Origin of the sequence: Streptomyces sp. NPDC059355, assembly GCF_042752335.1 — a bacterium.
In the GTDB taxonomy this organism is placed as follows: Bacteria; Actinomycetota; Actinomycetes; order Streptomycetales; family Streptomycetaceae; genus Streptomyces.
This window is the reverse complement of record NZ_JBHYXN010000019.1, coordinates 42793-67606: the sequence shown is the minus strand read 5'-3', so window position 1 is coordinate 67606 and position 24814 is coordinate 42793. Positions and strand designations below refer to the sequence as shown.

General features: G+C 71.4%; 23 protein-coding genes, 1 tRNA gene and 1 pseudogene. 4 read left to right on the top strand and 21 right to left on the bottom strand.

The genetic code is table 11. The features are described 5' to 3' along the window. Positions 1-4: 4 nt before the first annotated feature. Complete coding sequence (locus ACFXGI_RS19635; RefSeq protein ID WP_384708116.1) at positions 5-1468, bottom strand: peptidoglycan-binding protein; 1464 nt, start codon at positions 1466-1468, stop codon at positions 5-7. Between the two features lie 249 nt (positions 1469-1717). On the opposite strand from ACFXGI_RS19635, the gene ACFXGI_RS19630 reads away from it, so the two are divergent. Beyond that, a tRNA-Lys gene (locus ACFXGI_RS19630) sits at positions 1718-1791 on the top strand. A gap of 57 nt (positions 1792-1848) precedes the next feature. Here the strand turns inward: ACFXGI_RS19630 and ACFXGI_RS19625 are convergent. The 14 genes and pseudogenes from ACFXGI_RS19625 to ACFXGI_RS19560 all read right to left on the bottom strand — a co-directional run bounded on the left by ACFXGI_RS19625 (position 1849) and on the right by ACFXGI_RS19560 (position 14998). Then, positions 1849-2516, bottom strand: a pseudogene (locus tag ACFXGI_RS19625) (class F sortase). A 10-nt stretch (positions 2517-2526) separates the two neighbouring features. Then, positions 2527-3189 carry a hypothetical protein gene (locus ACFXGI_RS19620; protein ID WP_384707936.1) on the bottom strand — a complete coding sequence of 221 codons (663 nt, stop codon included), beginning with the start codon at positions 3187-3189 and terminating at the stop codon, positions 2527-2529. Between the two features lie 79 nt (positions 3190-3268). After that, positions 3269-4048 (bottom strand): HAD-IIA family hydrolase, encoded by a 780-nt coding sequence (locus ACFXGI_RS19615; RefSeq protein ID WP_030866406.1) that lies wholly within the window; start codon positions 4046-4048, stop codon positions 3269-3271. A 141-nt stretch (positions 4049-4189) separates the two neighbouring features. Then, the gene (locus tag ACFXGI_RS19610; RefSeq protein ID WP_384707933.1) at positions 4190-5689 is read right to left on the bottom strand and encodes an alkaline phosphatase family protein; all 1500 of its coding nucleotides are present in this window, start codon (positions 5687-5689) and stop codon (positions 4190-4192) included. A 167-nt stretch (positions 5690-5856) separates the two neighbouring features. Next, the gene (locus ACFXGI_RS19605; RefSeq protein ID WP_384707930.1) at positions 5857-6939 is read right to left on the bottom strand and encodes a 2-aminoethylphosphonate ABC transporter substrate-binding protein; all 1083 of its coding nucleotides are present in this window, start codon (positions 6937-6939) and stop codon (positions 5857-5859) included. A 31-nt stretch (positions 6940-6970) separates the two neighbouring features. Next, positions 6971-7768 (bottom strand): ABC transporter permease, encoded by a 798-nt coding sequence (locus ACFXGI_RS19600; RefSeq protein ID WP_384707927.1) that lies wholly within the window; start codon positions 7766-7768, stop codon positions 6971-6973. Further along, positions 7755-8726, bottom strand: coding sequence for a 2-aminoethylphosphonate ABC transporter permease subunit (locus tag ACFXGI_RS19595; RefSeq protein ID WP_384707924.1), 972 nt, complete (start codon positions 8724-8726; stop codon positions 7755-7757). The genes ACFXGI_RS19600 and ACFXGI_RS19595 overlap by 14 nt, the downstream gene beginning before the upstream one ends. After that, on the bottom strand, positions 8719-9768 hold the full coding sequence (locus ACFXGI_RS19590; protein WP_384707921.1) for an ABC transporter ATP-binding protein: 1050 nt from the start codon (positions 9766-9768) through the stop codon (positions 8719-8721). The genes ACFXGI_RS19595 and ACFXGI_RS19590 overlap by 8 nt, the downstream gene beginning before the upstream one ends. Beyond that, a complete protein-coding gene (locus ACFXGI_RS19585) occupies positions 9765-10484 on the bottom strand; it encodes a phosphonatase-like hydrolase (protein ID WP_384707918.1) in 720 nt (239 codons plus the stop codon). The genes ACFXGI_RS19590 and ACFXGI_RS19585 overlap by 4 nt, the downstream gene beginning before the upstream one ends. 5 nt (positions 10485-10489) lie before the next feature. Beyond that, on the bottom strand, positions 10490-11611 hold the full coding sequence (locus ACFXGI_RS19580) for a TIGR03364 family FAD-dependent oxidoreductase (RefSeq protein ID WP_384707915.1): 1122 nt from the start codon (positions 11609-11611) through the stop codon (positions 10490-10492). A 147-nt stretch (positions 11612-11758) separates the two neighbouring features. After that, positions 11759-12523: a GntR family transcriptional regulator gene (locus ACFXGI_RS19575; protein WP_384707912.1), complete on the bottom strand. Its 765-nt coding sequence runs from the start codon at positions 12521-12523 to the stop codon at positions 11759-11761. A 33-nt stretch (positions 12524-12556) separates the two neighbouring features. Next, positions 12557-13351 (bottom strand): hypothetical protein, encoded by a 795-nt coding sequence (locus ACFXGI_RS19570; RefSeq protein WP_384707909.1) that lies wholly within the window; start codon positions 13349-13351, stop codon positions 12557-12559. Between the two features lie 161 nt (positions 13352-13512). After that, positions 13513-13854 (bottom strand): maleylpyruvate isomerase N-terminal domain-containing protein, encoded by a 342-nt coding sequence (locus tag ACFXGI_RS19565; protein ID WP_384707906.1) that lies wholly within the window; start codon positions 13852-13854, stop codon positions 13513-13515. A 46-nt stretch (positions 13855-13900) separates the two neighbouring features. Further along, the gene (locus ACFXGI_RS19560) at positions 13901-14998 is read right to left on the bottom strand and encodes an ROK family protein (protein ID WP_384707903.1); all 1098 of its coding nucleotides are present in this window, start codon (positions 14996-14998) and stop codon (positions 13901-13903) included. Positions 14999-15053: 55 nt separating this feature from the next. Between ACFXGI_RS19560 and ACFXGI_RS19555 the strand changes: the two genes are divergently transcribed. Together ACFXGI_RS19555 and ACFXGI_RS19550 are read left to right on the top strand one after the other, a co-directional pair. After that, positions 15054-16175 carry a Gfo/Idh/MocA family oxidoreductase gene (locus ACFXGI_RS19555; protein WP_384707900.1) on the top strand — a complete coding sequence of 374 codons (1122 nt, stop codon included), beginning with the start codon at positions 15054-15056 and terminating at the stop codon, positions 16173-16175. Positions 16176-16256: 81 nt separating this feature from the next. After that, complete coding sequence (locus ACFXGI_RS19550; RefSeq protein WP_384707897.1) at positions 16257-17504, top strand: ALF repeat-containing protein; 1248 nt, start codon at positions 16257-16259, stop codon at positions 17502-17504. Between the two features lie 87 nt (positions 17505-17591). Here ACFXGI_RS19550 and ACFXGI_RS19545 read toward each other — a convergent pair whose 3' ends face one another. The 4 genes from ACFXGI_RS19545 to ACFXGI_RS19530 all read right to left on the bottom strand — a co-directional run bounded on the left by ACFXGI_RS19545 (position 17592) and on the right by ACFXGI_RS19530 (position 20445). After that, on the bottom strand, positions 17592-18449 hold the full coding sequence (locus ACFXGI_RS19545; protein WP_384707894.1) for a fumarylacetoacetate hydrolase family protein: 858 nt from the start codon (positions 18447-18449) through the stop codon (positions 17592-17594). A gap of 121 nt (positions 18450-18570) precedes the next feature. After that, positions 18571-19182 carry a YidC/Oxa1 family membrane protein insertase gene (locus tag ACFXGI_RS19540; RefSeq protein WP_384707891.1) on the bottom strand — a complete coding sequence of 204 codons (612 nt, stop codon included), beginning with the start codon at positions 19180-19182 and terminating at the stop codon, positions 18571-18573. A gap of 106 nt (positions 19183-19288) precedes the next feature. Further along, a complete protein-coding gene (locus ACFXGI_RS19535; protein WP_384707888.1) occupies positions 19289-19594 on the bottom strand; it encodes a DUF6412 domain-containing protein in 306 nt (101 codons plus the stop codon). Between the two features lie 53 nt (positions 19595-19647). Continuing rightward, entirely contained in the window at positions 19648-20445 is a 798-nt protein-coding gene (locus ACFXGI_RS19530) for a class E sortase (protein WP_384707885.1), read from the bottom strand. Between the two features lie 55 nt (positions 20446-20500). On the opposite strand from ACFXGI_RS19530, the gene ACFXGI_RS19525 reads away from it, so the two are divergent. After that, on the top strand, positions 20501-21499 hold the full coding sequence (locus ACFXGI_RS19525) for a tetratricopeptide repeat protein (RefSeq protein ID WP_384707882.1): 999 nt from the start codon (positions 20501-20503) through the stop codon (positions 21497-21499). Positions 21500-21543: 44 nt separating this feature from the next. On the opposite strand, the gene ACFXGI_RS19520 is transcribed toward ACFXGI_RS19525, so the two are convergent. Together ACFXGI_RS19520 and ACFXGI_RS19515 are read right to left on the bottom strand one after the other, a co-directional pair. Then, entirely contained in the window at positions 21544-23379 is a 1836-nt protein-coding gene (locus ACFXGI_RS19520; RefSeq protein WP_384707879.1) for a DEAD/DEAH box helicase, read from the bottom strand. A 2-nt stretch (positions 23380-23381) separates the two neighbouring features. Further along, a complete protein-coding gene (locus ACFXGI_RS19515) occupies positions 23382-24788 on the bottom strand; it encodes a transcriptional regulator (RefSeq protein WP_384707876.1) in 1407 nt (468 codons plus the stop codon). Positions 24789-24814: the final 26 nt, after the last annotated feature.

Sequence of the window (24814 nt, the reverse complement as noted above, 5' to 3'; positions counted from 1 at the left end):
TCCGTCATGCGAACAGCCGGCGCCAGGTTTCCGGGCCCGGGTGGCCGTCGGCCGCGGCTCCGCGCCACCCCTGGGCGCGCTGGAAGGCCTCGACACTGCGACGGTCGGCCTCGCTCCAGCGGGGCCCCGGGCCGGACGTGTAGTTCTTGCCGAAGCCCTTCTTCACCAGCTGGCGTCCAAGGGCGGTGATGAACGGGTTCGAGGACCCGGGGCGGAACACCGACGGCCCCGGATATCTCGGCACCGCGGCAGGGCCGACGGGAACCCCGACCGGGCCGTGGACCCCGCCCGGGCCCGGCGTCCCGGCGTGCCCCGGAGCCGGGGCCGTACCCGGAGCCGTACCCGGCGCGGGGACGGTGCCCGGTCTCGGGGGCGAGCCCGGGGCGCCCTCGACCGTGGGGCGGATGTCCTTGCCCTTGTGTTCGACCAGGAGCTGCCAGGTGTGCGTGCCCGGGACGCCGTCGGCGTCCGTGCCCGTCCAGCCCTGGGCGCTCTGGAAGGCCTGCGTGGCCAGCCGGTCGGCGTCGCTCCACGCCGTGTTCGCGCCCTTCGGGTAGAAGCGCCCCCCGCCCCGCTCGATCAGCATCCGGCCCAGCTGGGCGACGTGCTCGTTGTTCGCGCCCGGCCCGAACTGCGTGGCTCCGGGGAAGACCGTCGGGACGGCCGGCTTCGGGTCGGTGGCCGCCGGGTCCTCGGCGAGGCCGGTGGTCACCCCGTTGAACCGGTACGGGACGTACTTCGTCGCGTTGTTCCAGTAGCCGTACGGGGTCGCCCCCTTCCGCGTGTTCGGGCGGGTCTGCTCGTACGCGACGTAGTGCGTGCGCGTCTCGTCCACCCACCCCCCGAAGAGCACCACGTGCGAGCCGTTGGTCGGGTCCGACGGGTTGTGGAAGAGCAGCATGTCCCCCGGCAGCAGCTCGTCTTTGGTGATCTTGGTGGCGAACTTGTCGAGGCTGCCGGTCCACTCGTTCGTACCAAGGTTCCAGGCCATCGAGACGTAGCCGGAGCAGTCCTGCCGGTACCCGTCCGACCAGTACGTGGACATGCTGTACGGAACCTTCGCGTCCAGCCACGTCTTCGCCCGCGTGATGATCGACGTCCGGTCGATCCGCTTGACGGCCGACGGCGCCCCGGGCGCGCCCGCCGGCTTCGCCGGAGCCGGGCGTCCGTGCAGCAGGGACCGGCCGCCCTGCGGGGAGCCGGGGATGTCGAGGGAGACCGGCACCGGCCCCGGCCCCGGTCCGGGGACCGGGCCGGCCGCCGCCAGGGCCGCCGAGCCGCCACCGCCGAAAACCACGCCCGCCGCGGTGGCCAGCACCAGCGCCCGGCGGACCCCGCGGGCGGCCGGGTGGCCGCCGTCCCGGAGCGGTATGGCCCGCGCGCGGGCGAGGGCACGGCGGCGCTGCGCGCAGCCCGGGCAGACGCAGTCGCCTGCGGGCTCGTACTCCTCGAAAGCGGGCACCGGCATCGGCATCGCCGCCGGCTTGGTCGGCGCAGGCATCTGCACATGCGTCGGAGGCTGGATCGTCATGCGGTTCCGTCCACTCCCCTGCTCGTCGCTGGTCAGGCGGGCCCGATATCTGTCGGGGCATCAGATTCGGCTCGACCCAGACATATCGTGCACGATAAACCCCTCAAACATGGGTTAATCGGACAAGGCGGGCGCGGCTGGTCACGAGCACCGCTGGAGGTGGGGTAGAGTTTTCTCTGTCAGCAGGCGCCGCTAGCTCAGTTGGTTAGAGCAGCTGACTCTTAATCAGCGGGTCCGGGGTTCGAGTCCCTGGCGGCGCACAGACAAGAGGAAGCCCCTCGCAGCGAAAGCTGCGGGGGGCTTCTTCGTCGTGCGTCTCAGGCCGCCGCGCCGGGCCGGACCTCTCCCGTCAGGTAGGCCGACACGACCACGTTCGCCGTGTACTCCTTGGCCGCCTTGTCGTAGGCACCCCCACCAGCCGCAGCTCCGCCCGGCCCCTGATCCGCGGGCCGTACGCCCGGTCCGCGTCGAAGCGGGCCCGTTCGTAGACCCGTACGTCCTCGATCGTGAACTCGGCGACCGAACCGTCCGTCCGGACCACCCGGACCCGGTCACCCGGCTTCGCCGAGCTCAGGCCGTAGAACACCGCCGGCTTCGACGCCGTGTCCACGTGCCCGACCAGCAGCGCGGCACCTGCCTCGCCCGGCTTGGCCCCGCCGCCCCACCAGCCCACCGTGCCGGGGCTCTCGTACGGCGGCGGCTCGATCGCGCCCTGCGCGTCGAGGCCCCGGGAGACCACCGGCGCCCGGATGCCCATCGACGGCACGTCGACCCGCGCGGGCACCGACGCCGCCAGCGGGGTGTGCGCCGCGGGCAGCCCCGGGACCGGGAGCGCCGACCCTCCGGCCAGTGCGGACGACGGACTCGGCGGGACGCCGGTGATCTCGCGGCCCCACAGCCACAGGCCGAGCACCAGCACGGACCACGCGGCGAAGGTCAGCAGCCGCCCGCCGCCGGAGGACCTCGGCTCCCCCGAGCCCGTCACCGGCGTGTCCTCACTCGCCGCTGCGGCGCCGGCGCAGCGTCAGCGCCCGGAACGCGACGGCCAGGGTGGCCGCGGCGGCCAGCACGGCGCCGATCACGGTGTGCGGGAGGCCGGGGCCCCCGCCGCCGTGGCTCTTCTTGGCCGCCGCGGCCTGGTCCTGCGCCTCCTGGGCCGCCCGCACCGCCCGGTCCGTCGCCGCCAGTTCGGCGGACATCCCGCCGCCGCCCGCGTGGACGGGCCAGACCGGTGTCTGGTGCGGGTTCGGCCGGTCGCGGTCCCGGTCCTTCTCGCGGTCGTCGCGGCGGCGGACCACCTCGACGGTGCCGCGGATCCGGTCCTCACCCCCGTCGCACTTCACTTGGACGGGGTGCCAGCCGGGCTGGGCGTGCGAGCTGATCATCGCGTCGCCCGAGAGCGACTTGTCCCCGTCACGGCCGGAGGACAGGTGGACCTCCGACACGAACACCGCGGACTTGGCGGTCGCCCATTTGTCCTCACAGCCGTGGACACGCAGCTTGACCTGCGCCCCCGGTTCGGCCTGACGCGGATCGACCGAGACGCTGCCGCTTTTCTCCTCGTCGGCCGCCAGGGCGGTGGGCGAGGACACGGCGGTGAGCGCCGTCAGGGCGACGGCCACCCCGGTGACACGGAGAGCGATCAGAGCAGTGCGCATGGTGAACCTCCTCAACAAGGAGATTCACGCGCGGCGCACCGCTCCGCATCCGGAGCGGTGCGCGCTTGACCCGTTCGGATCAGACGAGATCGACCAGGTCGGCGATCGAGTCGACGGTCTTGGTCGGCCGGTACGGGAACTTCTCGGTGTCCGCGGCGGAGGTCAGTCCGGTCAGCACGAGGAAGGTCTGCATCCCGGCCTCCAGTCCGGCCAGGACGTCGGTGTCCATCCGGTCGCCGATCATCGCGCTGCTCTCGGAGTGCGCGCCGATGGCGTTCAGGCCCGTCCGCATCATGAGCGGGTTGGGCTTGCCGGCGAAGTACGGCTGCTTCCCGGTCGCCTTGGTGATCAGTGCGGCGACGGCGCCGGTGGCGGGCAGCGGGCCCTCGGTGGAGGGGCCGGTCTCGTCCGGGTTGGTGCAGATGAAGCGGGCGCCCGCGTTGATCAGGCGGACCGCCTTCGTCATCGCCTCGAAGCTGTACGTACGGGTCTCGCCGAGGACCACGTAGTCGGGCTCGTGGTCGGTCAGGATGTAGCCGATGTCGTGCAGGGCGGTGGTCAGTCCGGCCTCGCCGATGACGTACGCGGTGCCGCCCGGGCGCTGGTCGTCGAGGAACTTGGCGGTGGCGAGCGCCGAGGTCCAGATGTTCTCCACGGGGACGTGGAGGCCCATGCGGGAGAGCCGGGCCTGGAGGTCGCGCGGGGTGTAGATGGAGTTGTTGGTCAGGACCAGGAAGGGCTTGCCGGATTCGCGCAGCCGCTTGATGAAGGCATCGGCGCCGGGGATCGGGGTGCCTTCGTGGATCAGGACCCCGTCCATGTCGGTGAGCCAGGATTCGATCGGCTTGCGCTCTGCCACTGGATTGTTCTCCGCTCTCGGTGGCCCTACCTCTGACCTGTGACCGCTGACCTTTGGCCTGTGGTCTCCATCACCCTATCGGGGCCGGGCCATGGACGCCGCAAGCGTCCACAGCCCGGACCCCGGCACGGTTTGCGCAGGTCAGCCGAGCTTGACGTTGTCGACGGTCCAGTACCAGTTGTTGGTGCCGGCGTAGCGGAAGCGGACCTGGACGTCGGTGGCGCCGGCCGGGACCTGGAGGGTCAGGGACTCCGCCTTGGCGACCGCGTCGGCGGTGTAGCTCTTGACGACCGTGGGAGCGGCGCCGTTGTAGGAGACCAGGACCTGGGCGGTCTGGCCGGCCTCGTGGTGGTAGTGGGTCTGGAAGGTGAGGTTCCTCGTGGTGCCGCCGGTCACCGCCCACTTGGGGGTGATCAGGGTGGAGTCGTAGGAGCCGGTGTGGGACTTGTCGTCCCACTCGTCGGAGTCGGCGACGGCGAACACGTCACGGGAGCGGACGTTCAGCTCGCGCCACTGGTCTCGCTGGGACTGGCTCCAGAACTCGTCGGTCGCGAAGGCCCAGCCGGCCCACTCGGTGACACCGCCGGTGCCCATCTTGGAGTTGTCGATCGACCAGCCTGCCGGCGGGGTGTGCGTGAAGCCCTTCACGCCCGCCGGGATGCCCGTCTCGTCCACGCGGGCCTGGAGGTTCGGCCGCAGGGTGTCGAACGGGTCGTTGTCGTCGGGGGCGTTCAGCGGGATGCCGTCGATCGCCTGGCCGGGGTCGACGCCGACCTGTGCCAGGGCGGTGGCCGCCACGTCCACGAGCTTGACGTCGCTGCGGACCGAACCGGCCGCGATGCCCGCACCCTTGGCGATGACGAAGGTGCCGCGCTCCTGGATGGTGGAGCCGCCGTGGCCGCCCGCGTCGGTGTGCCCGTGGTCGGTGGTGACCAGGATCTTCCAGTTCTCCTGGGCGTACGCGGGACGGTTCTGCACGGCGGTGAGCAGCTGGCCGACCATCACGTCGACGCGGCCGATGGCGTCGAGGTACTGCTGGCTGGCGGCGCCGTACGCGTGTCCGGCGCCGTCGACCTGGCCGAAGTACACGAACGCGGCGTCCGGGTTCTGGCCCTGCAGTTCGGCGGAGGCCGCGGCGGCGATCTTCGGGTCCTCGGTGCCGTAGCCGTCGCGGTCGCCCTTGAGGGAGAGCCGCTTGTCGACCTTGGCGGAGAAGACCGGGCCGCCCGCGTCGGTGGAGGTGAGGGGCTCCCAGTCGGCGGCCGCGTACGTGTTGAGCGCCGGCTTGGCGTTCTCGATGCGGGTCAGGAAGTCGGGGTAGGCCGTGTAGTTCTTGCCGGTGAAGGTGTTGTCCTTCACTCCGTGCTTGTCGGGCCAGACGCCGGTGGCGATGGTGGACCAGCCGGGGCCCGAGGAGGTGGCGGCCATCGGATTCGCGTAGAGGGTGCTCCTGGCGGTGAGGCCCTGGGCCATCAGGCCCTGCAGGTTGGGGGCGTTGGCGGCCTTGACGCGGTCCAGGACCGTGCCGTCGATGCCGATGACGAGGACCTTGTCGGTGGTGGTCGCGGTGGCGGCCGTCTCGGCGGTGGCGGTGTGGGCGCCGAGAGCGGTGGCGAGCAGGGCCGTGGCGGTGGCGGTCACTGCGAGGGCGCGTCCTGACAGGACAGTGGGCACGTACTCCTCCGGGAGTAATCGTGGGGAAAGCGCAGGTGGACGTGCGCGGGGTCCGGACCGAAGGTGCGATCTTCGGTCCAGACCCGTTATGCAAGCGTCACTTTCCTGGTCGTGGGTGACCAGGAGGCGACCAATCAGCTTCCGGTTGCCGACTTCCACGCGTCGACGTAGCTCGCCAGGTTCTTGTCGATGTCCGCCCAGTCCGGCTCGAAGATCTCGACACCGGCCATCAGCTTGGTGAGTTCGACGGCGTTGGCGTCGGTCGGCTTGACGTCGGTGCGCGCCGGGAAGCCGCCGCCGACCTCGCTGACCAGCTTCTGGGCCTCCTCGCCGAGCATGAAGTCGAGGAGCTTCTTGCCGTTCTCGGTGTGCGGGGCCTTGTCCACCAGGCCGGCCGCGTACGGCAGGGCGAAGCTGGTCGGCTTGCCGCCGTCCTTGGCCGGGAACCAGATGCCCAGGTTAGGAATGGACTTGGACTGCGCGAAGTTCATCTGGACGTCGCCGTTGGCGACGAGCAGCTCGCCCTTGTCGGTCTTCGGCGCGAGCTTGCTGGTGGAGGAGGACGGGCCGACGTTGTTGGCCTGGAGCTTCTTCAGGTACTCCAGGGCCGGCTCCTTGCCGCCGAAGTCGTGCATCGCCTTGACGAGGACGGCGGTGCCGTCGCCCGCGACACCCGGGGTGGAGTACTGGAGCTTGCCCTTGTACTTGGAGTCCAGGAGCTCTTCCCAGGTCCTGGGCGCCTCGGCGAGCTCCTTCTTGTTGTGGATGAAGCCGAAGTAGTTGTTGACGATCGAGGTCCACTTGCCGTCGGCGGCCTTGTCGACGCCGTTGACCTTGTCGGAGCCCTGCGGCTTGTAGGCCTGGAGCAGGCCCTTGCCGTCCGCCTGCTGGATGAACGGCGGCAGGGTGACGATCACGTCGGCCTGGGTGTTGGTCTTCTCGCGGACGGCGCGCTGCACCATCTCGCCCGAGCCGCCCTCGACGTACTTGACCTGGATACCGGTCTTCTTCGTGAACTCGGCGAAGACCTTGTCGTACCAGCCGTCGCCCTTCTCGCTCTTGAGGCCGTCGGCGCTGTAGACGGTGACGATCTTCTCGCCGCCGCCCTCGGACTCGGCGGCGGTCGTCGAGCCGCCGCATGCGGTGAGGCCGGCGGCGAGGGCCAGGCTGCCGGTGACGGCGGCGGTGACACGGAGCGACGCGCGATTTCTGGACATGGAGAAGAACTTCCTTACGGGGGAAAGGGAGTCAGCGGTAGGTGGCTCTGGTGCGAATGCGGGAGACGGCCAGGAGCACCAGCAGGGTGGCGGCCATCAGGACCACGGCGACGGCGGACCCGCCGAAGAGCGAACCGCGGTCGGTGGCGGTGAAGATCCGGACGGGGAGGGGCATCCAGTCCGGCGGGTAGAGCATCATCGTGGCGCTCAGCTCGCCCATGGACAGGGCGAAGCAGAGTCCGGCGGCCGCCGTCAGCGACGGCAGCAGGAGGGGGAGCTTGACCCGCCACAGCACGTACGCGGGACGGGCGCCCAGGGAGGCCGCCGCCTGTTCGTACGCGGGGTCGAGACGAACGATGGCGGCCGAAACCGACTGGTGGGCAAACGCAGTGACAAGAATCGTGTGCGCCAGGATCACGATTGAGCTGGTGCCGTTGAGCAGCAGCGGGGGCTTGCTGAAGGCGACCAGGACGGCGAGGCCGACGACCACGGACGGCACGGCGACCGGCAGCATGAACAGGGCGTCCAGGGACCGCTTCCCGCGCCGCTTCAGACGGGCGCCGGCCAGCGCGGCCCAGGTCCCGGCGGTGAGCGCGAGCAGGCTCGCGACGAGGGCGGTCACCAGCGAGGTGGTCAGCGCCTGGAGGGATTCGCCCTGCACGGCGGAAGCGTAGTTCCCGGTGGTCGGACCGGAGGGGAAGGCCCCGGACCAGTGGGTGGAGAACGACGCGGCCACCACGACGAGCAGCGGCAGGGCGAACAGCGGCAGGAAGAGGAGCCCGAACAGGCCCCAGGCGGCCCAGCGGCCGGTCTTGCTATGCACCAGCACGCTTGCTCACCACCCGGTAGAGGCCGAACAGGCCGACGGAGATCGCGATGTTGACGACGGCGACCACGCAGGCGGCCGAGTAGTCGGACTCCAGGATCGCCTTGCCGTAGACGAGCATCGGGAGCGTGGTGACGTCCTTGGCTCCGGTGAACAGCACGATCCCGAACTCGTTGAGGCACATGACCAGGACCAGGCTGCCGCCGGCGGCGAGCGCCGGGAGGGCCTCGGGGAGGATCACGCGCCGGATGATCCGGGCCGGCTTCGCTCCGAGCGAGGAGGCCACCTCCAACTGGGCGGTGTCCAGCTGGGAGAAGGCGGCGAGCAGCGGGCGCATCACGAAGGGCGTGAAGTACGTGATTTCGGCGAGCAGTACGCCCCACGGGGTGGTGAGGAAGTGGAAGGGCCCCTCGGCGCTGCCGCTCACGTCGGTCCAGAGCCCGTTGGCCATGCCGACCGTGCCGTAGATGAAGAGGAGGGCGAGGGTGATGAGGAAGGAGGGGAAGGAGAGGAAGACGTCGATGAACTTCGAGACGGCCTTGGCCCCGGGGAAGGGGACGAAGGCGATGATCAGCGCGAGCACGAAGCCGAGGACGAGGCAGCCGACGGTGGCTCCGGCGGCCAGCCAGACCGTGGTCCCGAGCGCCTCGCGGAAGGAGTGCGAGCGGAAGACGGAGGCGTACGCGTCGAAGGCCCCGCCGCCGTTCTCGGGGCTGAAGGACTGCCGGACGACCAGGGCGAGCGGGTAGAGGAAGACCAGCGCGAGCGCGGCCACGGGCGGCAGGGACCACAGCCAGCCGGGCACTTCGCGCGGTGCGCGCGCGGCGTGGGCCGCGGCGCCGCCGGGGGCTCCGGCCGGGCCGGCGGGCCCGCCCGGCGCGGAGCTCCGTACGGTCCGCTGCCCGGTCCGCTTCTGGTGCGGGACGGTCGTGGCGGCGGCGGGTGCGGGGGCCTCAGCCATCCGACACCCCTGCGGCCAGCAGCACGCCGTCCCGCGGCTCGAAGTGCAGGGTGACGTGGTCGCCCAGCGCCGGGGTCTCGCGCAGCTCCGGCAGGTCCGCCTTGATCCGGTGGCCCTCGACGTCCACGTACAGCCGGTGCGTGGAGCCGCGCCACTGGACCTCGGTGATCGTGCCGCTCAGCGCGTTGGGACCGGCGCCGAGGCCGAGCAGGTGCGGCCGTACGCACAGGGTCGCGGTCGCGCCGGGGACGGCGCGCCCGCGGTCCAGCTCCAGGGCCCGCCCCGCGAAGAGCGCCCCGGACTCGGCGACGGTCACCGGCAGCAGGTTCGCGTTGCCGACGAACGACGCGGTGAACTCGGTGCGCGGCGCCCGGTAGAGCTCCTGCGGAGTGCCGCAGTCCTGGAGCCGGGCCTTGTCCATGACCGCGATCCGGTCGGCGAGGGTCAGCGCCTCCACCTGATCGTGGGTGACGTACAGGATCGACACGTCGGGCAGTTCGCGGTGGAGCCGGGCCAGTTCGGCGAGCATCCCCGAGCGCAGCTGGGCGTCGAGCGCGGACAGCGGCTCGTCGAGCAGGAGCACCCCGGGCCGGATCGCCAGCGCGCGGGCGATCGCCACGCGCTGCTGCTGCCCGCCGGAGAGCTCGCGCGGGTAGCGCTTGGCGTACGCCGCCATGCCGGTCATCTCCAGCGCCTCGGCGACGCGTCCGGGTATCTCCGCCTTGGGAGCCTTCTGCGCCTTGAGACCGAAGGCCACGTTGTCCTCGACCCGCATGTGCGGGAAGAGCGCGTACTGCTGGACGACCATGCCGATGCCGCGCTTGTGCGGCGGGAGCGCGGTGACGTCACGGCCGCCGATCAGCACCCGGCCCGCGGCCGGCCGTACGAAGCCGGCGACCGCGCGCAGCGCCGTGGTCTTGCCCGAGCCGGAGGGGCCGAGCAGCGCCATGACCTCGCCGGGCTCGACGGTCAGGTCGAGGCGGTCCAGCACGGTGTTGCCGCCGTACTCGACGCTGACCCCCTCGAAGCGGATGCCGCTCACGCCGACTCCGTCAGGGCCGCGGGCAGGTCGGCGATCGACTCGAGGACGTGGGTCGCGCCGTGCCCGGTGAGCGCCGCGCGGTCGTGGGCGCCGGTGAGGACGCCCGCCACGATCCCCGCACCGGAGCGCCGCCCGCAGAGCATGTCGTACGCGGTGTCGCCCGCGACCACGACGTCCCGTACGTCGTCGGCGGCGCCGGTGCGCAGGAACGCGGCCAGCACCATGTCCGGGTGGGGGCGGCCGCGGCCGCCTGCGTCGGCGGGACAGAGGGTGAGGTCGGCCAGGCCCTGCCAGCCGAGGGCGTCGAGGATGGCGTCCTGGGTGACGCGGGCGAAGCCGGTGGTCAGGACGACGGTGCGGCCGTCGGCGCGGAGCTTCTCGATGGCCCGGCGGGCGCCGGGGATCGGGGCGATGAGCCCGCCGTCGACGAGCTCGCCGTACGCCTCCTCAAAGGCGGAGTTGGCCCGGTGGGCCAGCTCCTCCGTGCCGAAGAGGTGGCGGAAGACGGAGATCTTCGACTCGCCCATGGTGTCGCGGACGTACTGGAGCCTGGCCTCGTGGTCGGCGGTGCCCGGCTCGACTCCGATGCGCTCGGCGGCGAGCTCGAAGGCGCGCTCGACGAGGCCGCCGTCGGCGACGGTGGTGCCGGCCATGTCGAGGACGATCAGGCCGTGGGACCGCTTGTCGGCGGTGCTCGGGTTGCTCACGGTGCTCATGTTCCCTACCAGCCCAGTTCGTTCGCGGTGGTTTCGGCTATGGCGGGCGAGCAGGTCATCCCGCGGCCGCCGGGTCCGGTCACCAGCCAGACGCCGTCCGCCACTTGCTGGCGGTGGACGACGCGGGTGGTGTCGGTGCATTGCGCGTACACGCCCGCCCAGCGGTGCCGGATCTTCGGCAGCGGGCGGCCCAGGAAGGACTCGACGACCCCGGCGAGGTACTCGTACGGGTCTTCGAGGGTGTCGAACGCGAAGGGGTGCTCGTACTCGTGGGTGTCGCCGATGGTCAGTCCGCCGTCCTGGCGCTGGACCATCAGCAGCTGCATCTTGTGCGCGGCGGCGACGGGCGCCTGGGCCTGTTCGGCGTTGAGGACGTCGAGGGCCCCGCTCCGGTACGCGGGGTAGTAGCGGAAGCTGTCGGCGTCCGCGATGGAGGTGGTGAGCTTCTCGCCGAGCGGGGCGGTCTGCATCATCTGGAGCCGGACGCGGCGCACGGGCAGGTCGGGGACCAGCTCGCGGACCATGCCGGAGAGCCAGGCACCGGTGGCCAGGACGACGGCGTCGCCCCGGTGGACGTCACCGTGGTCGTCGCGGACGGCGCCGTCGCCGACGACCTCGCGCACCTCCCGTCCGGGCAGGAAGGTGTACCGGCCGCTCGCCCGGAGGGCCTCGCGCAGATGGAGCTGGGCGGTCCGCGGCTCGACGGCCGCGTCCCGCTCGCACCACAGGGCGGCCTCGAAGGCCCCCCGCAGGGCGGGGTTGATCTCCCGGGCCCGCGCGGCGGTGACCAGTTCGTAGCCCCGGGCGGCGGCGTCGGGGCGGGCGGCGGCCGCCTCGGCGACCGCGTACTCACGGGCATTGCGGACCGGGGTGAGGGAGCCGATCGCGCGGAAGCCCAGGCCGGGCACCTCCGCGCCGATCCGCTCCCAGAGCTCGCGGGCCCGCAGGGCGGTCTCCAGCTCCTCGCCCCCGGCCCGCCCACTGACCCAGATCTGACCGAAGTTGCGCAGCGATGCGCCGCGGGCCTCGGCCTCGCGCTCGATCTGGACGGCCTCGTGGCCGCGTTCGACTGCTTGCCAGGCGTGCATGGTGCCGACCACGCCGCCTCCGACGACTATGACTCTCACGTGCCCCACGGTGTCCGCGGCCCGTGGACCGGGAGGGTCAGGGCGGCAACGGGACGGTGAACAGACCTCGACGCTTGGACTAGACCCGTTACCTTCTCGTGATCTCCATACGCCCCTTTTCGCCGTCTTGGGGCGATCCGCGCCGGGCTATTCGGGCCGCAGGTGGGTCGTGAAGCTGAACCGGTCACCACGGTAGAGCGAACGGACCCGCTCCAGCGGACGCCCGTCCCGGTCCCGCGAGAACCGGTGGATGAGCAGCATCGGAAGGGCCGGCGGGGTGCCGATCAGGAGGGCCTCGCGGGGGGTGGCGAGGACGGTCTCCAGCTTCTCGTCGGCATCCCCGAAGGAGATCCCGAGCTTGTCGAGGAGGTATCCGTAGAAGGAGGAGTCCGGCTGGAACTCGCTGTCGAGGCGGGGCGCCCGCGCCACCCGGATGTACGTGCTCTCCAGGCCGACCCGCTCGTCGTCGGCGAGCAGCACGCGCTCCAGGTGCCAGACGGGCTCGCCGGGCTCCGCGCCGATGCCGCGGGCCAGCTCGGACGGGCAGGGGAAGCGCTCCAGTCCGATGAGGTTGCGGCCCGGGCGGCGGCCCTGGCGGCGTACGCCCTCGGTGTAGCTCGCGAGGGAGAGGGGCTGTTCGAGCTTGGGACCGGCGACGACGGTGCCGCGGCCGGAGCGGCGGAGCCGGCCCTCCAGGAGCAGCTCGCGCAGGGCCTGCCGTACGGTCTCGCGGGACACCTCGTACCGCTCGGCGAGATCCCGCTCGGTGGGCAGCGGACCGCCCTCGCCGAGGTCGTCGAGAAGGTCCGCGATGAGGGCCTTGACGGCGTAGTACTTGGGGATGCGGCCGTGCTCCGGAATGCCGGATCGGACGGGCGAGCCGGGGCGGTGGTGCAGGTTCTGTTCTTCCACCCTGGGACTGTACGCGGGCCGGGTGTACGGAGATCAGCGCGCCGGGGTACCGGGGGTGCGGGGGGTGTCGGCGGCGGGCGGGCCCGTACGGGCGCGCAGGCGGCGGGCGGCCAGCAGGAGCCCGGCGCCGGCGACGAGGGAGGCGGCCCCGCCGATGCCGTACAGCCGGTTGCGGGGGCCGGTGTGCGCGAGGGACCCGGCGTCGCCCGTCTCGTTCTCGGGGCCCTCGACGGAGAACCGGTAGCCGCCCGCCTCGCCGACCCAGTCGCCGTCGTCGGCCTTGCGCTGCACGAGGGCGGCGTCGGCGAGGACCTCGCCGGCGGGGGTGCCGGGGGCGAACGCCAGGCTGACCTTGACGGTCAGCGAGCCGCCGGCCCGGACGGCGAAGCCGGAGAAGGCCTCGCCCCCGTCGAAGACGGCGATGATCTCGTCCCGGTCGCTGCGCTCCAGGCTGACGGGGAGGATCGCGCCCGGAGCCTCGAACTCCATCCGGAAGTGGGCGGGGAGCAGGGCGCGGGCCTTGTCCGTGAACACCACGACGGGGTGGATGGCGGTGCATTCGGAGTTGGTGGTGTTGGTCAGGTCCAGGTACCAGGTCTGCGGCCCGCCGCCGGTCCGGTACACGGCCGGCCCGCCGCGGATCCGCGCGCCGATGGGGAAGGCGCTGCTCTTGCCGTCGCCGCAGGTGGCCTCGATCCGGGACGGCAGCGCGGGCGCGGGGCGGGCGCCGCCGCCGTTGCCGACGTCCGCGGCCGCGTACGGGGTGGAGAGGGCGACGGCGGCCAGGACGGGGACGGCGGAGAGGGCAAGGGCTTTGCGCAGTCGCATGGAAGACCTTCGCTTCGCTGCTCGCCGGACGGGGGGGTGGGGTGGGCCGTTCCGATGGTCGGACGAGGCGACAATCACCCCGGCCTCCCGGCACCCTCCCACGCCCTCACACCCCCCTCCCCCCGCCACGCCTGCCGGCCCGCGCCTTACGCCTGATCGGATCAGCCGAAGGCGAAGGGCAGCCGCCCGGCGAGCGCGCCCGGCTCCTCCTGCTCCGAGGGGGTCGGCGCCCGCCGGCCGGTACCGGTAAGGAGCGCGTCGAGCGGATCCTCGCCGTCGGGCGGCCGGTCGGCGACGTTCCGGTACGTCGCGGCGTCGGCGGTCGCCTCACCGGCGGCGGGGGTCACCAGGGTGATGAGCACGTCCTGCGCGTCGATGGCGAGATGGCACACCAGATCCCGGACGAGCCACCCCCGACACCCGGATTCCCGCCCGAAGTCCGCGTCCGCAACCGCGTCGACGGCCCCCGGCAAGGCCTCCCAAGAACACGAAAAGAGCTCCACCCGGCCACGCTGTTACGCCCCGCAGCCCAGGCTCCCGGCGGAGCGCTCAGCCCACGCGGCCGAAGAGCGGGGCCAGGGCCAGTTCCGCCGCCCCCTCGGCGACACCGTCCTCGGACGCGGCGACCGCCGGAACCGGGCCGCCCAGGGTGCGGGCCTCCAGGACGCGGCGGACGCCCGTCGTGAAGACCTCCGGTGCGGAGTCCACCACCCGTCCACCCAGCCACACCCGGTCCACGTCCAGGAGCGCGACCACGTTCGCGGCGCCCTCGCCCAGGATCCGCGCCGCCTCCGGGAGGTCCCCGCGGGCCACCGCGTCCAGGCACAGCACCTCCGCGCACCCGCGCCCTCCGCACCGGCAGGGCGGACCGTCCAGCACCAGGACCTGGTGCCCGAACTCCCCCGCCGCGGAACGTTCCCCGCGGAAGACCTCGCCGCGCAGCCGCAGCCCGGCCCCCAGGCCGGTGCCGAGGTGCAGGTAGAGGGAGGTTCCGACGGCCCGGCGACCGGGGACCGCGACTCCCGCGTTGGTGTCCTTGTCCAGCAGCACCGGCGGGGCATCGGGCCCGAGCCGGTCCGCCACCGCCTGCCGCAGCGGGAACCCCTCCCACTCGGGGTATCCCGTCACCCGGCCCAGCACGCCGGCCCGCCAGTCGAGCGGTCCCGGCACGGCGACACCCACACCCAGCAGGGACCCTGCGCCCGCTTTCCCGCAGAGCCGGTCGACGGCCCGTGCGACCTCGTCCGCGACGGCATCCGGTCCGGCCGCGAAGTCCAGGGGGCCGCGGAAGCGCTCGAGGACCGTGCCCAGCATGTCCACCCGTACCGCCCGCAGTTCGTCGCGGTCGGCGTGCACCCCGACGGCGTGCCGGGCGCCGGCGGCCAGCTGGAGCAGCGTCCGCGGCTTGCCCCCGGTGGACGGCCCGCGGCCGGCATCGGCGACGAGTCCCTCCGCACGCAGCCGCGCCGTGATCTTGCTGACGGCCTGCGGGGTGAGGCGCGTGAGGGCGGCGAGTTCGGTGCGGCCGAGACCCTCCAGACCCGCTTCGCGGAGCAGGGCGAGCACGAGCGCGTCGTTGTGGCCCCGCAGCGCCGGTAGGTTCGCGCCGCTTCCGTTGCTTCCATTGCTTCCGCTACGCCAGTCCACCTTCCCATTGTCCACCCTCCTTGCACTTAAGCAACAGTGTTGCCAAAGTGGATGCATGAACGCCTCCCCCTCCGCCGCCCCCACGCGGTCGAACCACGCCCTCCGCGTCGGCCTCATCGGATACGGACTCGCCGGTTCCGTCTTCCACGCGCCGCTCGTCTCGGCCACCGACGGGCTCGTCCTCGACACGATCGTCACCTCCGACCCCGGCCGCCAGGCCCAGGCGCGCGAGGCGTACCCGGACGTCCGGATCGTCGGCACGGCGCAGGAGCTCTGGGAGCTCACCCCGGCACCCGACCTGGTCGTCATCGCCTCCCCCAACAAGACCTACGTCCCGCTCGCGACCGCCGCGCTGCACGCCGGAATCCCGGTCGTCGTGGACAAGCCGCTCGCCGCCACCGCCGCCGAGGCCCGCGAACTCGCCGCGCTCGCCGACAAGACCGGCACCTTCCTGTCCGTGTTCCAGAACCGCCGCTGGGACAACGACTTCCTCACCCTGCGCCGCCTCATCGCCGACGGTGAGCTCGGCGAGATCCAGCGCTTCGAGTCCCGCTTCGAGCGCTGGCGCCCGCAGCTCAAGGGCGGCTGGCGCGAGTCCGGCGCCCCGGAGGAGATCGGCGGCCTGCTGTACGACCTCGGCAGTCATGTCGTCGACCAGGCGCTGGTGCTGTTCGGCCCGGCCGTACGCGTGTACGCGGAGACCGACGTACGCCGCCCGGGCGCCGAGGCGGACGACGACACCTTCATCGCCGTCACGCACGCGAACGGCGTCCGCTCCCACTTCTACGTCAGCGCGACCACCGCGCAGCTCGGTCCGCGCTTCCGCGTCCTGGGCTCGCGCGCCGGCTACGTGAAGTACGGGCTCGACCCGCAGGAGGCGGCCCTGCGCGAGGGGCAGCGGCCGGGCGTCGGCGACACCCCGTGGGGCGAGGAGCCCGAGCACCTGTGGGGCCGGGTGGGCTCCGGCGAGTCCCCGCTGACCGGCGGAGGAGCGCCGGTGGCGACCGTACCGGGGGACTACCCGGCGTACTACGCGGCGGTGCGGGCGGCGCTGCGCGAGGGCGGCCCGGCGCCGGTCACCGCGCACGAGGCGGCCCGGTGCCTTGAGGTGCTGGAGGCGGCGCGGATCTCTTCGCGGGACGGGGTGACCGTGGAACTGGGTACGGCCATGTCCTGAAAATGGACAGTTTGAGGTTCAGGGGCCATCTATCCTGCACAGGTTGTAGATCATCACATGTGTGAAGAACGGAATCTGTCTGTGAAGCTGCCCCGGATCGCATCGGCCGTCGCCACCGCCGCGATGGCCCCGGCCGTCCTGCTCGCATCTCCGGCCTTCGCCGCCGACACCTCGTCGCAGGCAGCCGCACCGGCCGCTCCGACCGTGCCGGACCGGGCCGCGGACGAGTCGGCGGGCAAGCTTGCGGACAAGCCGGAGGACAAGAAGGCAGAGGACAAGAAGGCGGAGGACGAGAAGCCGGCGAAGCCGGCCGAGGACCCCCGGGCCGCGAAGGACCGGGCCGCCGTCGAGGCGATCCTGGCGGATCCGGCGAGCGGGCCGGGCGTACGCGAGGCGGCCGAGAAGGCCCTCAAGGGATCGACCGCGGACCTGCGGAAGTTCCTCGATGAGGAATGGGCCCGGGAGCAGTTCACCGACGACCGGGTACGGGTCTCGCAGATCATCAGCGCCGGCGGCCGGGCCGTGCAGAAGGCCGGCAAGGCCGCCCTGAAGGCGGACACGCAGGCCGCGCTGACCGAGTTCCTCGAGCACGGGCAGCACACCGCCCGCTACGAGGACGACTTGGTCGAGGTGGCCCGGATGCTCGACGGCGCGGGCCGGGGCATCACCGAGGCGGTCAACCGGCTGCTGAACAGCGGGACGCCCGAGGAGGTCCGCGAGTTCGTGGCGAACGGGCAGCACAGGATCCGGGCGGTGGACGACCGGGTGGCGCTGTTCGCGATGCTCGACGGCGCCGGCCCGGGCCTGAAGGAGGGCATCATCAACCTCCTGAAGGGGAACCCGACCCCGGCAGAGCTGCGCACCTTCGTGACGACCACGCAGCACGAGCTGCGCGACGACGACAACATGGTCCTGATCTGGGCGATGCTGAACAAGGCCGGCCCGGAGCTGAAGAAGGCCGCGATCATCGCGATCAACGGCACGCCGGCGGACCGCGCCGAGTTCCTGAAGACCGGGCAGTTCACGGCCCGCGACAAGGACAAGGCCGCGGCCGACGCGCAGACGGGCAAGCCGGACGCGGGCAAGGACGGCTCCACCGGGACGGCCGGGCAGACCGGGACGGCCGGGACCGGGGCCGGCACCACCGCCACCACCGGCACCAAGGCGGCCGGCAACACCGGGGTGACCGCGGCGGGCGGTTCCGCCGGGGCCCTCGCGAGCACGGGCACCGAGACTGCTCTGATCGCGGGCGGCGGCGCCGCCGCGCTCGGTGCGGGCGCCGGTCTGGTCTTCGCCAACCGCCGCCGCCGGGCGTCCACGAAGGACTGACCCGCGGTCCGCGCGTCGCAGGCACACACGGGTGAGGGGCGGGACGGCTATCGGCCCTCCCGCCCCTCACCCGTGAGCGAAGGGCGCCTACGCGCCCTTGAACTCCTGGCGCTGGCGGCCGAGGCCCGCGATCTCCACCTCCACGACATCGCCGGCCCGCAGGTACGGCTTCGGCTCGGGCCGGCCCATGGCCACGCCCGCCGGGGTGCCGGTGACGATGACATCGCCCGGGTACAGCGTCATGAACCGGCTCAGGTACCGCACGACCTCGCCGACCGGGAAGATCTGGTCGGCGGTGTTGCCGTCCTGCTTGAGCTCGCCGTTGACCCAGAGCTTCACGTCCAGGTCCTGCGGGTCCGCCACCTCGTCGGCGGTGAGCAGCCAGGGGCCCAGCGGGGTGAACGTCTCGCAGTTCTTGCCCTTGTCCCAGGTTCCGCCGCGCTCGATCTGGAACTCGCGCTCCGACACGTCGTTGACCAGCGTGTATCCGCCCACGTGGGCCAGGCCCTCGGCGGCCGAGGACAGGTAGCGGGCGGTGCTGCCGATGACGACGCCGAGCTCGGCCTCCCAGTCGGTCTTCACACTGCCGCGCGGGATCAGCACGGTGTCGTCCGGGCCGACCACGGTGTCCGCGGCCTTGAGGAAGAGGATGGGCTCGGCCGGCGGCTCCGCGCCGATCTCGGCGGCGTGCCCGAAGTAGTTCAGCCCGATGCCCACGATCTTGCCGATCCGGCCGACCGGCGCGCCGATCCGCAGGCCCTCCGCGTCCAGGGCCGGAAGTTCGCCGGACTCCGCCGCGTCCCGTACCCGGGACAGCACGGAGTCGTCGGCGAGCAGGGCGCCGTCCACATCCGTGATCAGGCCGGACAGGTCGCGCAGGGTCCCGTCCTGGTCGAGCAGCGCGGGGCGCTCGGCCCCGACCGGTCCGACACGCAGCAGCTTCATGGGCATTCTCCCGTGGTCGTGGGTGGTCGGCCCATGGGCGAGCCCGGGCCTGCCGATGGGTTGCGGCCATCGGAGAATTGGTTGATCCTCCAAGATGGCCGCACAATCCGCAAGACCCTGTTCACAGACTGGAACGCTTGCGGTGCTGGAGCCAGGCCCGCTCGGCCACGGACCACGCGGTGGTCGTCACCAGGTACAGCCCGGCGGCCAGCGGCACCACGGCCGCCGTGATCAGCGTCCCGAACGACAGCAGCGGCAGCACGCCGCCCAGCTTGCGCAGCGCCTCCTGCTGCTCGGCGCTCACGTTGGCGGCGGGTACCGGCACGGGCGCCTCGGCGGCGGCGCGCCGCCCCCGTACGGCACTCCAGGCGGCGACCACCGCGATGGCCGCGAACAGCCCCAGGAACACCAGCCCCTGCGCGCCGAGGAAGCCGCCCGCACCGAGGGCATCGCTCCACCGGGCCCCGAGCGGCGCGGCGAGGAGCCGGTGGTCCAGCAGCTCGCCGGACGAGGAGAAGGCCCGGTACATGAGGAAGAACACCGGCAGCTGGAGCAGCACGGGCAGCAGACCGGCCACCGGGGTCGCACCGCGGAACGCGGCCCGGTTCAGCGGATGCAGGGCGAGCCGTACGAGCACGGTGAACAGCACGATCGCGGCAGCGGTCGCGGACTCGGCCAGAACGGGCTCGAGGAGCCTGCCCAGCTCTTCAACAAGGCGGGTGAAAACGGACACGCGGGCCCTCCGAGGGGTCTCGTCAACGTCGAAAGAAGTGCATTTCGGCGCGACGACCACGAGGGGCACGACGACGAACAGAAGGGATGAAGGGAAAGAAGTGCCCCTACGCGGCCGTCAGGACGGGACGACCGGGCGCCCTGGGCCGCGACCGGCCCGAGGCATCGGGATCACGCTGCGGCAGGAACGCCGTGCGCTGCTCGCGATCACGGATCGCGGTACGTATGCGGTGGGGCGGCACGGGCCGTACGAGCCGGGCGGCCAGGGCCGCGGCGCCCACGGCGACGGTGGCGGCGAGGGCGACCACGACGGCGCCCAGCCCGCCCTCCCCGGCGAACAGCCCGAGGAGCCCGACGACCCCGGCGAACAGGAGCAGGGACATCAGCAGCCGCCGACGATCGAGCCGTGTCATGCCGAGCCCCCTCCCAAGATCGGATCCATACCCACCACAACCAAGAACGCGATCTAGCTCCGCAAGGTTCCCCAGACCACGAGCCGATATTTGGAGGTGTACTCGGGCGTGCAGGTGGTGAGCGTGATGTACGCGCCGGGTCCGTCGTACCCGTACTCGGGGTGGACCGTACTGCGCGGCACGGGCGCGATCACCCCGGTGTCCCGCTCGCCGGTCTCCCCCAGGGTCTTGCCCACCACGTACGTGTACCGCTGCCCCCGGACGTCGACGATCAGCTCGTCCCCGGCCCGCAGCCGGTTGATGTACCGGAACGGCTCACCGTGGGTGTTGCGGTGCCCGGCGAGCGCGAAGTTCCCCTGCGCCCCGGGCTGCGCGGTCCCCGGGTAGTGCCCGGCGTACCCCTTGTCCTGCACGGCCCGCTTGTCGACGCCCTGCGCGATGGGTACGACGACCCCGAGCCGCGGAATCCGCAGCACGCCGTACGCGGACTCCCTCGCCGGCGCGGGCGCCGACATCCGCGCCGGCGCCCCGGGCGCGGAAGGGGAAGGCGACCCGGAAGCGGATGCGGATGCGGAGGAGGACGCGGAGGGCGCCGGAGCCGCGGAGGGACCGGAATCAGGAGGGGCAGGGAGGGAAGGGAGAGTCCACTGCTCCTCCAACTCCCGGACTTCCTCCCGGGCGGCGGCCAGGGCCTGCCGGTTGGTCCACCACACCTGGTGCACCACCAGCAACAACACCACCACACCCACGGTGACGGTCAGTTCGGCCGCCGCCCACAGCACCCTGGCGAGACCGGCGCGCCGCCCCCGCCGGCCACCCCCTTGCACCACCACACGCATGTGATCCCGCACGGGCCGCACCTTAAGACCTCCCCCGCCAACAGACCAGGGCAGTACGGTGTGAACCATGCGCCCTGACACGCCTGCCGAGCACATCGCCGAAGCCGAGCGCCTCATCCGCACGGCGACCCGTTACCCCGAGGACCAGGAGCCCCTGCTCCTCCAGGCCGCGGCCCACCTCGAACTGGGTGACGCCCGGGACCGCGCCAGCGCGCTGTACGACCAACTCCTCGCCTCCTCGCCCGCCGATCCGCACCTGATCAAGGCGCTCCAGGCGGCGAACCTGTGGGAGTACGGCCACGAGCCCGAAGCCCGCGCCCTCATCCAGGGCATCCGCTCGGCGGCGCCCGCGGATGCGGCCCCCTGGGAGGTCATCGCGGAAACCCTCGAAGCGCACGACGAGTTGACCGCGTCGGAGGAGTGCTTCACCGAGGCCGCCGGCCTCCTCATCACGGAGAACGCACCCCTCACCCAGGCCACCACGGCCCTCCTGACGGGCCGGCACCGGGTCCGCCGCCTCCTCGGCCTCCCGCACGACGACTGGGACATGGTCGCCGACACCCGCCACATCGGCCCGATCCCGCTGGACGAGCTCCACGACCCCAAGCGCATCTGGGCCCTCGGCTCCGACGACCCGGCCGAGCTGCGCGCCGAGATCGCCCGCCTCCGCGCCGAACTGGGCGACCGCCGCGCCGCCCTCTCCCGCCCGTTCCCGGTGGCGATCCTGCACTGGCCCGCCCGCGAACTGGCCGAGCTCATCACGTCGTACCCGACCCTGGCGGCGGAATACCCCTCGCACGAGGCACACCTGACGCACATCGAATCGTCCCTGCGCGCCCTGGCGGCCTCGGGCACGACGAACCTCGGCATCGTGACGGCGAGCGTCCCGTCCTACGAGGCCTTCGCGGCATCGGAGAAAACCTCCCCGGCCTCCCCCTCCCTCCTCCCGGAATACGCCACGACCCTGGCCGCCCGAGGCAAAGCCACCCCCTGGCCCCCCACCCCCAACACCCCCTGCTGGTGCACCTCGACGAAGCCCTACTCGGAGTGCCACGGCGATCTGTAGACGCGGAGCATCAGAGCTCAAGACGGCCGGGCCGTCCGGCACCGTCAGCCGGACGGCTCTCCCAGGTGACCGATCAGGGCATGAAGGTCTGCGGCGTCCATACCCCAGGGGGTCACGTCTTCCTCGGGGTCTGCCAGCTCTTGCACCAGCGGGTCATCCAGGATCTTGCCCATGAACTCCAGCTTGTGGCCAAGCCGGTCATGGACGATTCCGTCGATGGTGCCGCGTGCGAGGAGGACCGTGACACGCGTTTGCGTATCGGATGCCAGTCCCAGCCTGTGGATTCGGTCGAGGCTCTGCAAGAACCGGCCCGCGGCGAAGTCCCTGTCCACATAGACCGCGTCGTGACACACGTGGTGGAGGCTGATTCCTTCGCCCAGTGTCGCCGGGTTGGACAGCAGGACCATGCACTCGGGATCCTCTCGGAACCGTCGGATCTCCTCGTCCCGATCCGGCGTTCCGCCGTGCACCACAGCCGGTCTGTACCTGCCTAGTGCCCCCGCGAGCGTGGTCAGGTTCCTCACGAACGTGGACCATACGAGGGTCTTCCGTCCGGTGCGCGCATTGTCGGAGACCGTCTGCAGAACGGCCTCGTACTTGGGTGAGCTCTCATACCTGGGGAGGTCCCTCATGAGCGCCTTCAGAGGAAGGTCGTCCGAAGGGCGCAGGGGCGGCACGTAGAAGGGCAGGGGTTCATATCGGTCCGACCCTGCTTTCAGCAGCGCCGGGTTAGTGCTGGCCATCATCAGATACACGAGGACCTTGCCCAGCCTGGTGAACTCCTCCTGCTCTCTGGAAGCCAGCCCGGTCAGCTGATTGCGCAGCGCCGAGTACAGCTTGCGGTGCGCTTCCGGCAGGTCAACGTACTTGACGCGGACGTCGACCGGCGGCAGCCCCAACTCGTTCTTCGTCGTGCGTGTGAACAACGGCCGCAGGACCCTGCTCGCGTGCGCGAGGTCTCCGCCTGCCACCGCTCTGTCTACTGCGCTCCGTCCATGCCCCGGCCATACGAAGGACAGCAGGCTCTCCAGGTCCTTGGCACCATTCGGCGCGGGCGTACCGGTCAGGATCAGCCGGTGGCTGGCCAGCGGCCCCAGCGCCATGCAGGTGGCTCCGTACGTTCCCCTGACTCCGAGCTTCATCCGGTGGGCCTCGTCCAGCACCATCATGGCGTTGCCCATGCTGAGCCAGTCCGCGAGCTGCGTCTGGTAGCGGCTCAGGCGCTCGTAGTTGACGAGCAGTATCTCTGCGTCGTTGTCAGGCCAGCGCTTGAAGACACGCACCACTGGGGGTTCGGCAAAGCACAGGTCAGTCTCGTCATGCCATGCCTCGTATGCGGATTTAGGGCTGACGACGAGCATGCGCCGTACAGAGCCGGACTGACGCAGAGCTGCGTATACGGCCAGGGCCGTGCGGGTCTTGCCCGCGCCAGGCACGCTGAAGTTGGCTCCGTGCGTGAGGGACAGCAGCTTCGCGATGTCACGTGTCTGGAAGTCCGTGAGGGGCGCTATCCAGGAATCTCCCAGCATCCCGGGGACTGCGGACTCGGCCACCAGCCCTGCGGCATCCTGCCCCCGGCTGCCGGCCTTGAGGCGCTCTTCGACCGCCTGGGCATCACGTACGGACGCTGCGGCGAGGTCTTTGAGGTCCGGCGCGAAGGACACACCAGCCGGATCGTGCCAGTGACCGAGCAAGGTAAGACGGGACAGGAAGTCTTCAAGGTCTACCTCTGCAGCAAGATTTCCCCGCTGGCTGCCGCTGTCGAACCGCGCGATCAGCCTGACCAGATGGCTTTGCCCTCCAGGAAGAGCCCGGAGAACAACCTTCGTTCTGGTTTCGTCAAAGCTCAGCCGAAGCGACGGTTCCACCGTGTCGAGCACCGTCAGCCCTCGCTCGCCTTGATCAGCCAGCTGACACCGCTGCCGGGACTGGCCACACCGCGGCTGGCCTGGCGCGCCAGCTTCGTCATGCTCCCCTTCAGCCGCAGCAGCGCACTGTCGAAGCTCTCCTCATCGAGGCTGTCCTTCCCCAGGGCCTGCACCAAGTCCACGACGCTCTGCTCGATCGCAGCCCTGGCGTCATCCAGCCGCTCCGCGGTGGTCTGCCGTACCCGCTTGAGCCTGTCATCACGCTCCGCTTCGTCGAGCGCACGCCGCATTCCCCGGCGGGCCTCTGTCACTTCCCGCTGCGCGGCTTCCCGGATCTCGGGGGTGAGGTGACGTGCCGATTCCAAAGCCCTGGCCCGCAGTACCCGGTCAGTTGCCGCACGGGCCTGACGGACGGGGTCAGAAGCGGCGGGAACCGAGACGCCGAGCCCGGGGATCACAACCGCTGACGGCACTTCGTCAGCGTCGGCGCTCAGGAGGTCCGGCAGGTTGTCCTCCAGGTAGTCCGCCTGGAAGTCCGCACCGATGAGCCGGGTCTTCGTCTTTGCGAAGTCCAGGAGGATGGCAACGATCCTGTTTTCCTTGACCTGCTCGGCTCGCTCCTGGCTGGCAGCCGACACCTTCATGTAGGTGCGGTGCAGCTCCTTGAGGTTCTCCTGGTGCCCTTCGAAATCGGAAAGCGCCAGCTGGCCCCCCTCTGGGGTGCTGCTCCGGTCGATCATGTCCTTGATGACGCTCAGGATCCAGCGCTCCTGCCTGAACGTCTTGACCTGTACGTGGAAGGCGCGGGCGATGTCAGCTGCATCACGGCCCATCAGCTCCTGCTCTTCCATGGCGATCAGCCGATTGATGTACGAGTAATCGCGGCGCTCATCGGGCCGGAGCTGAAGGGCAAGCTCGACCGCGTTGATGTCTTCCCACGTGAAGGACGGAGGCAGCACACCGACCCGGATCGACGGGCGCTTCAGCTGCCGGAGTGCGGCTGCCCGGGTATTACCGTTGACCAGGATGCCTTCGTGCGTGATCAGCCCCGGCTCCAGCTGGTCTACGGACTTGAGGCTGGCTGCGAGGGTTTCGAAGTCGGGATCGACCTCGTCCGGGTTCGCCGGCTTTCCGACGAGAAGGCGGTGGAGGTACTCCTGGCTTTCCGGGCTCCAGGGATCTTCGTCAAGGCCGCGCGCGAACTTCGGGTCATGACCTCGCTGCGCCCTGATCCGGTGCGTCGCCGGGTTGTGGTAGAGGGAGCGGAGCGGCACGTCGATCACGTCGACGTGCAGCGGCCGGCCGTTCCAGTCAACGGTGACGGTCTCCCTGGCACCATCAGCCTCCGCAGACTCCTTGAGCCGACGTGCGACGAACTCCGCGTTCGCCGCGGCGTCCGGCGGAAGATTGAAGTTCAGCATCTCCACAGATCTCCTTGACTCGGGCG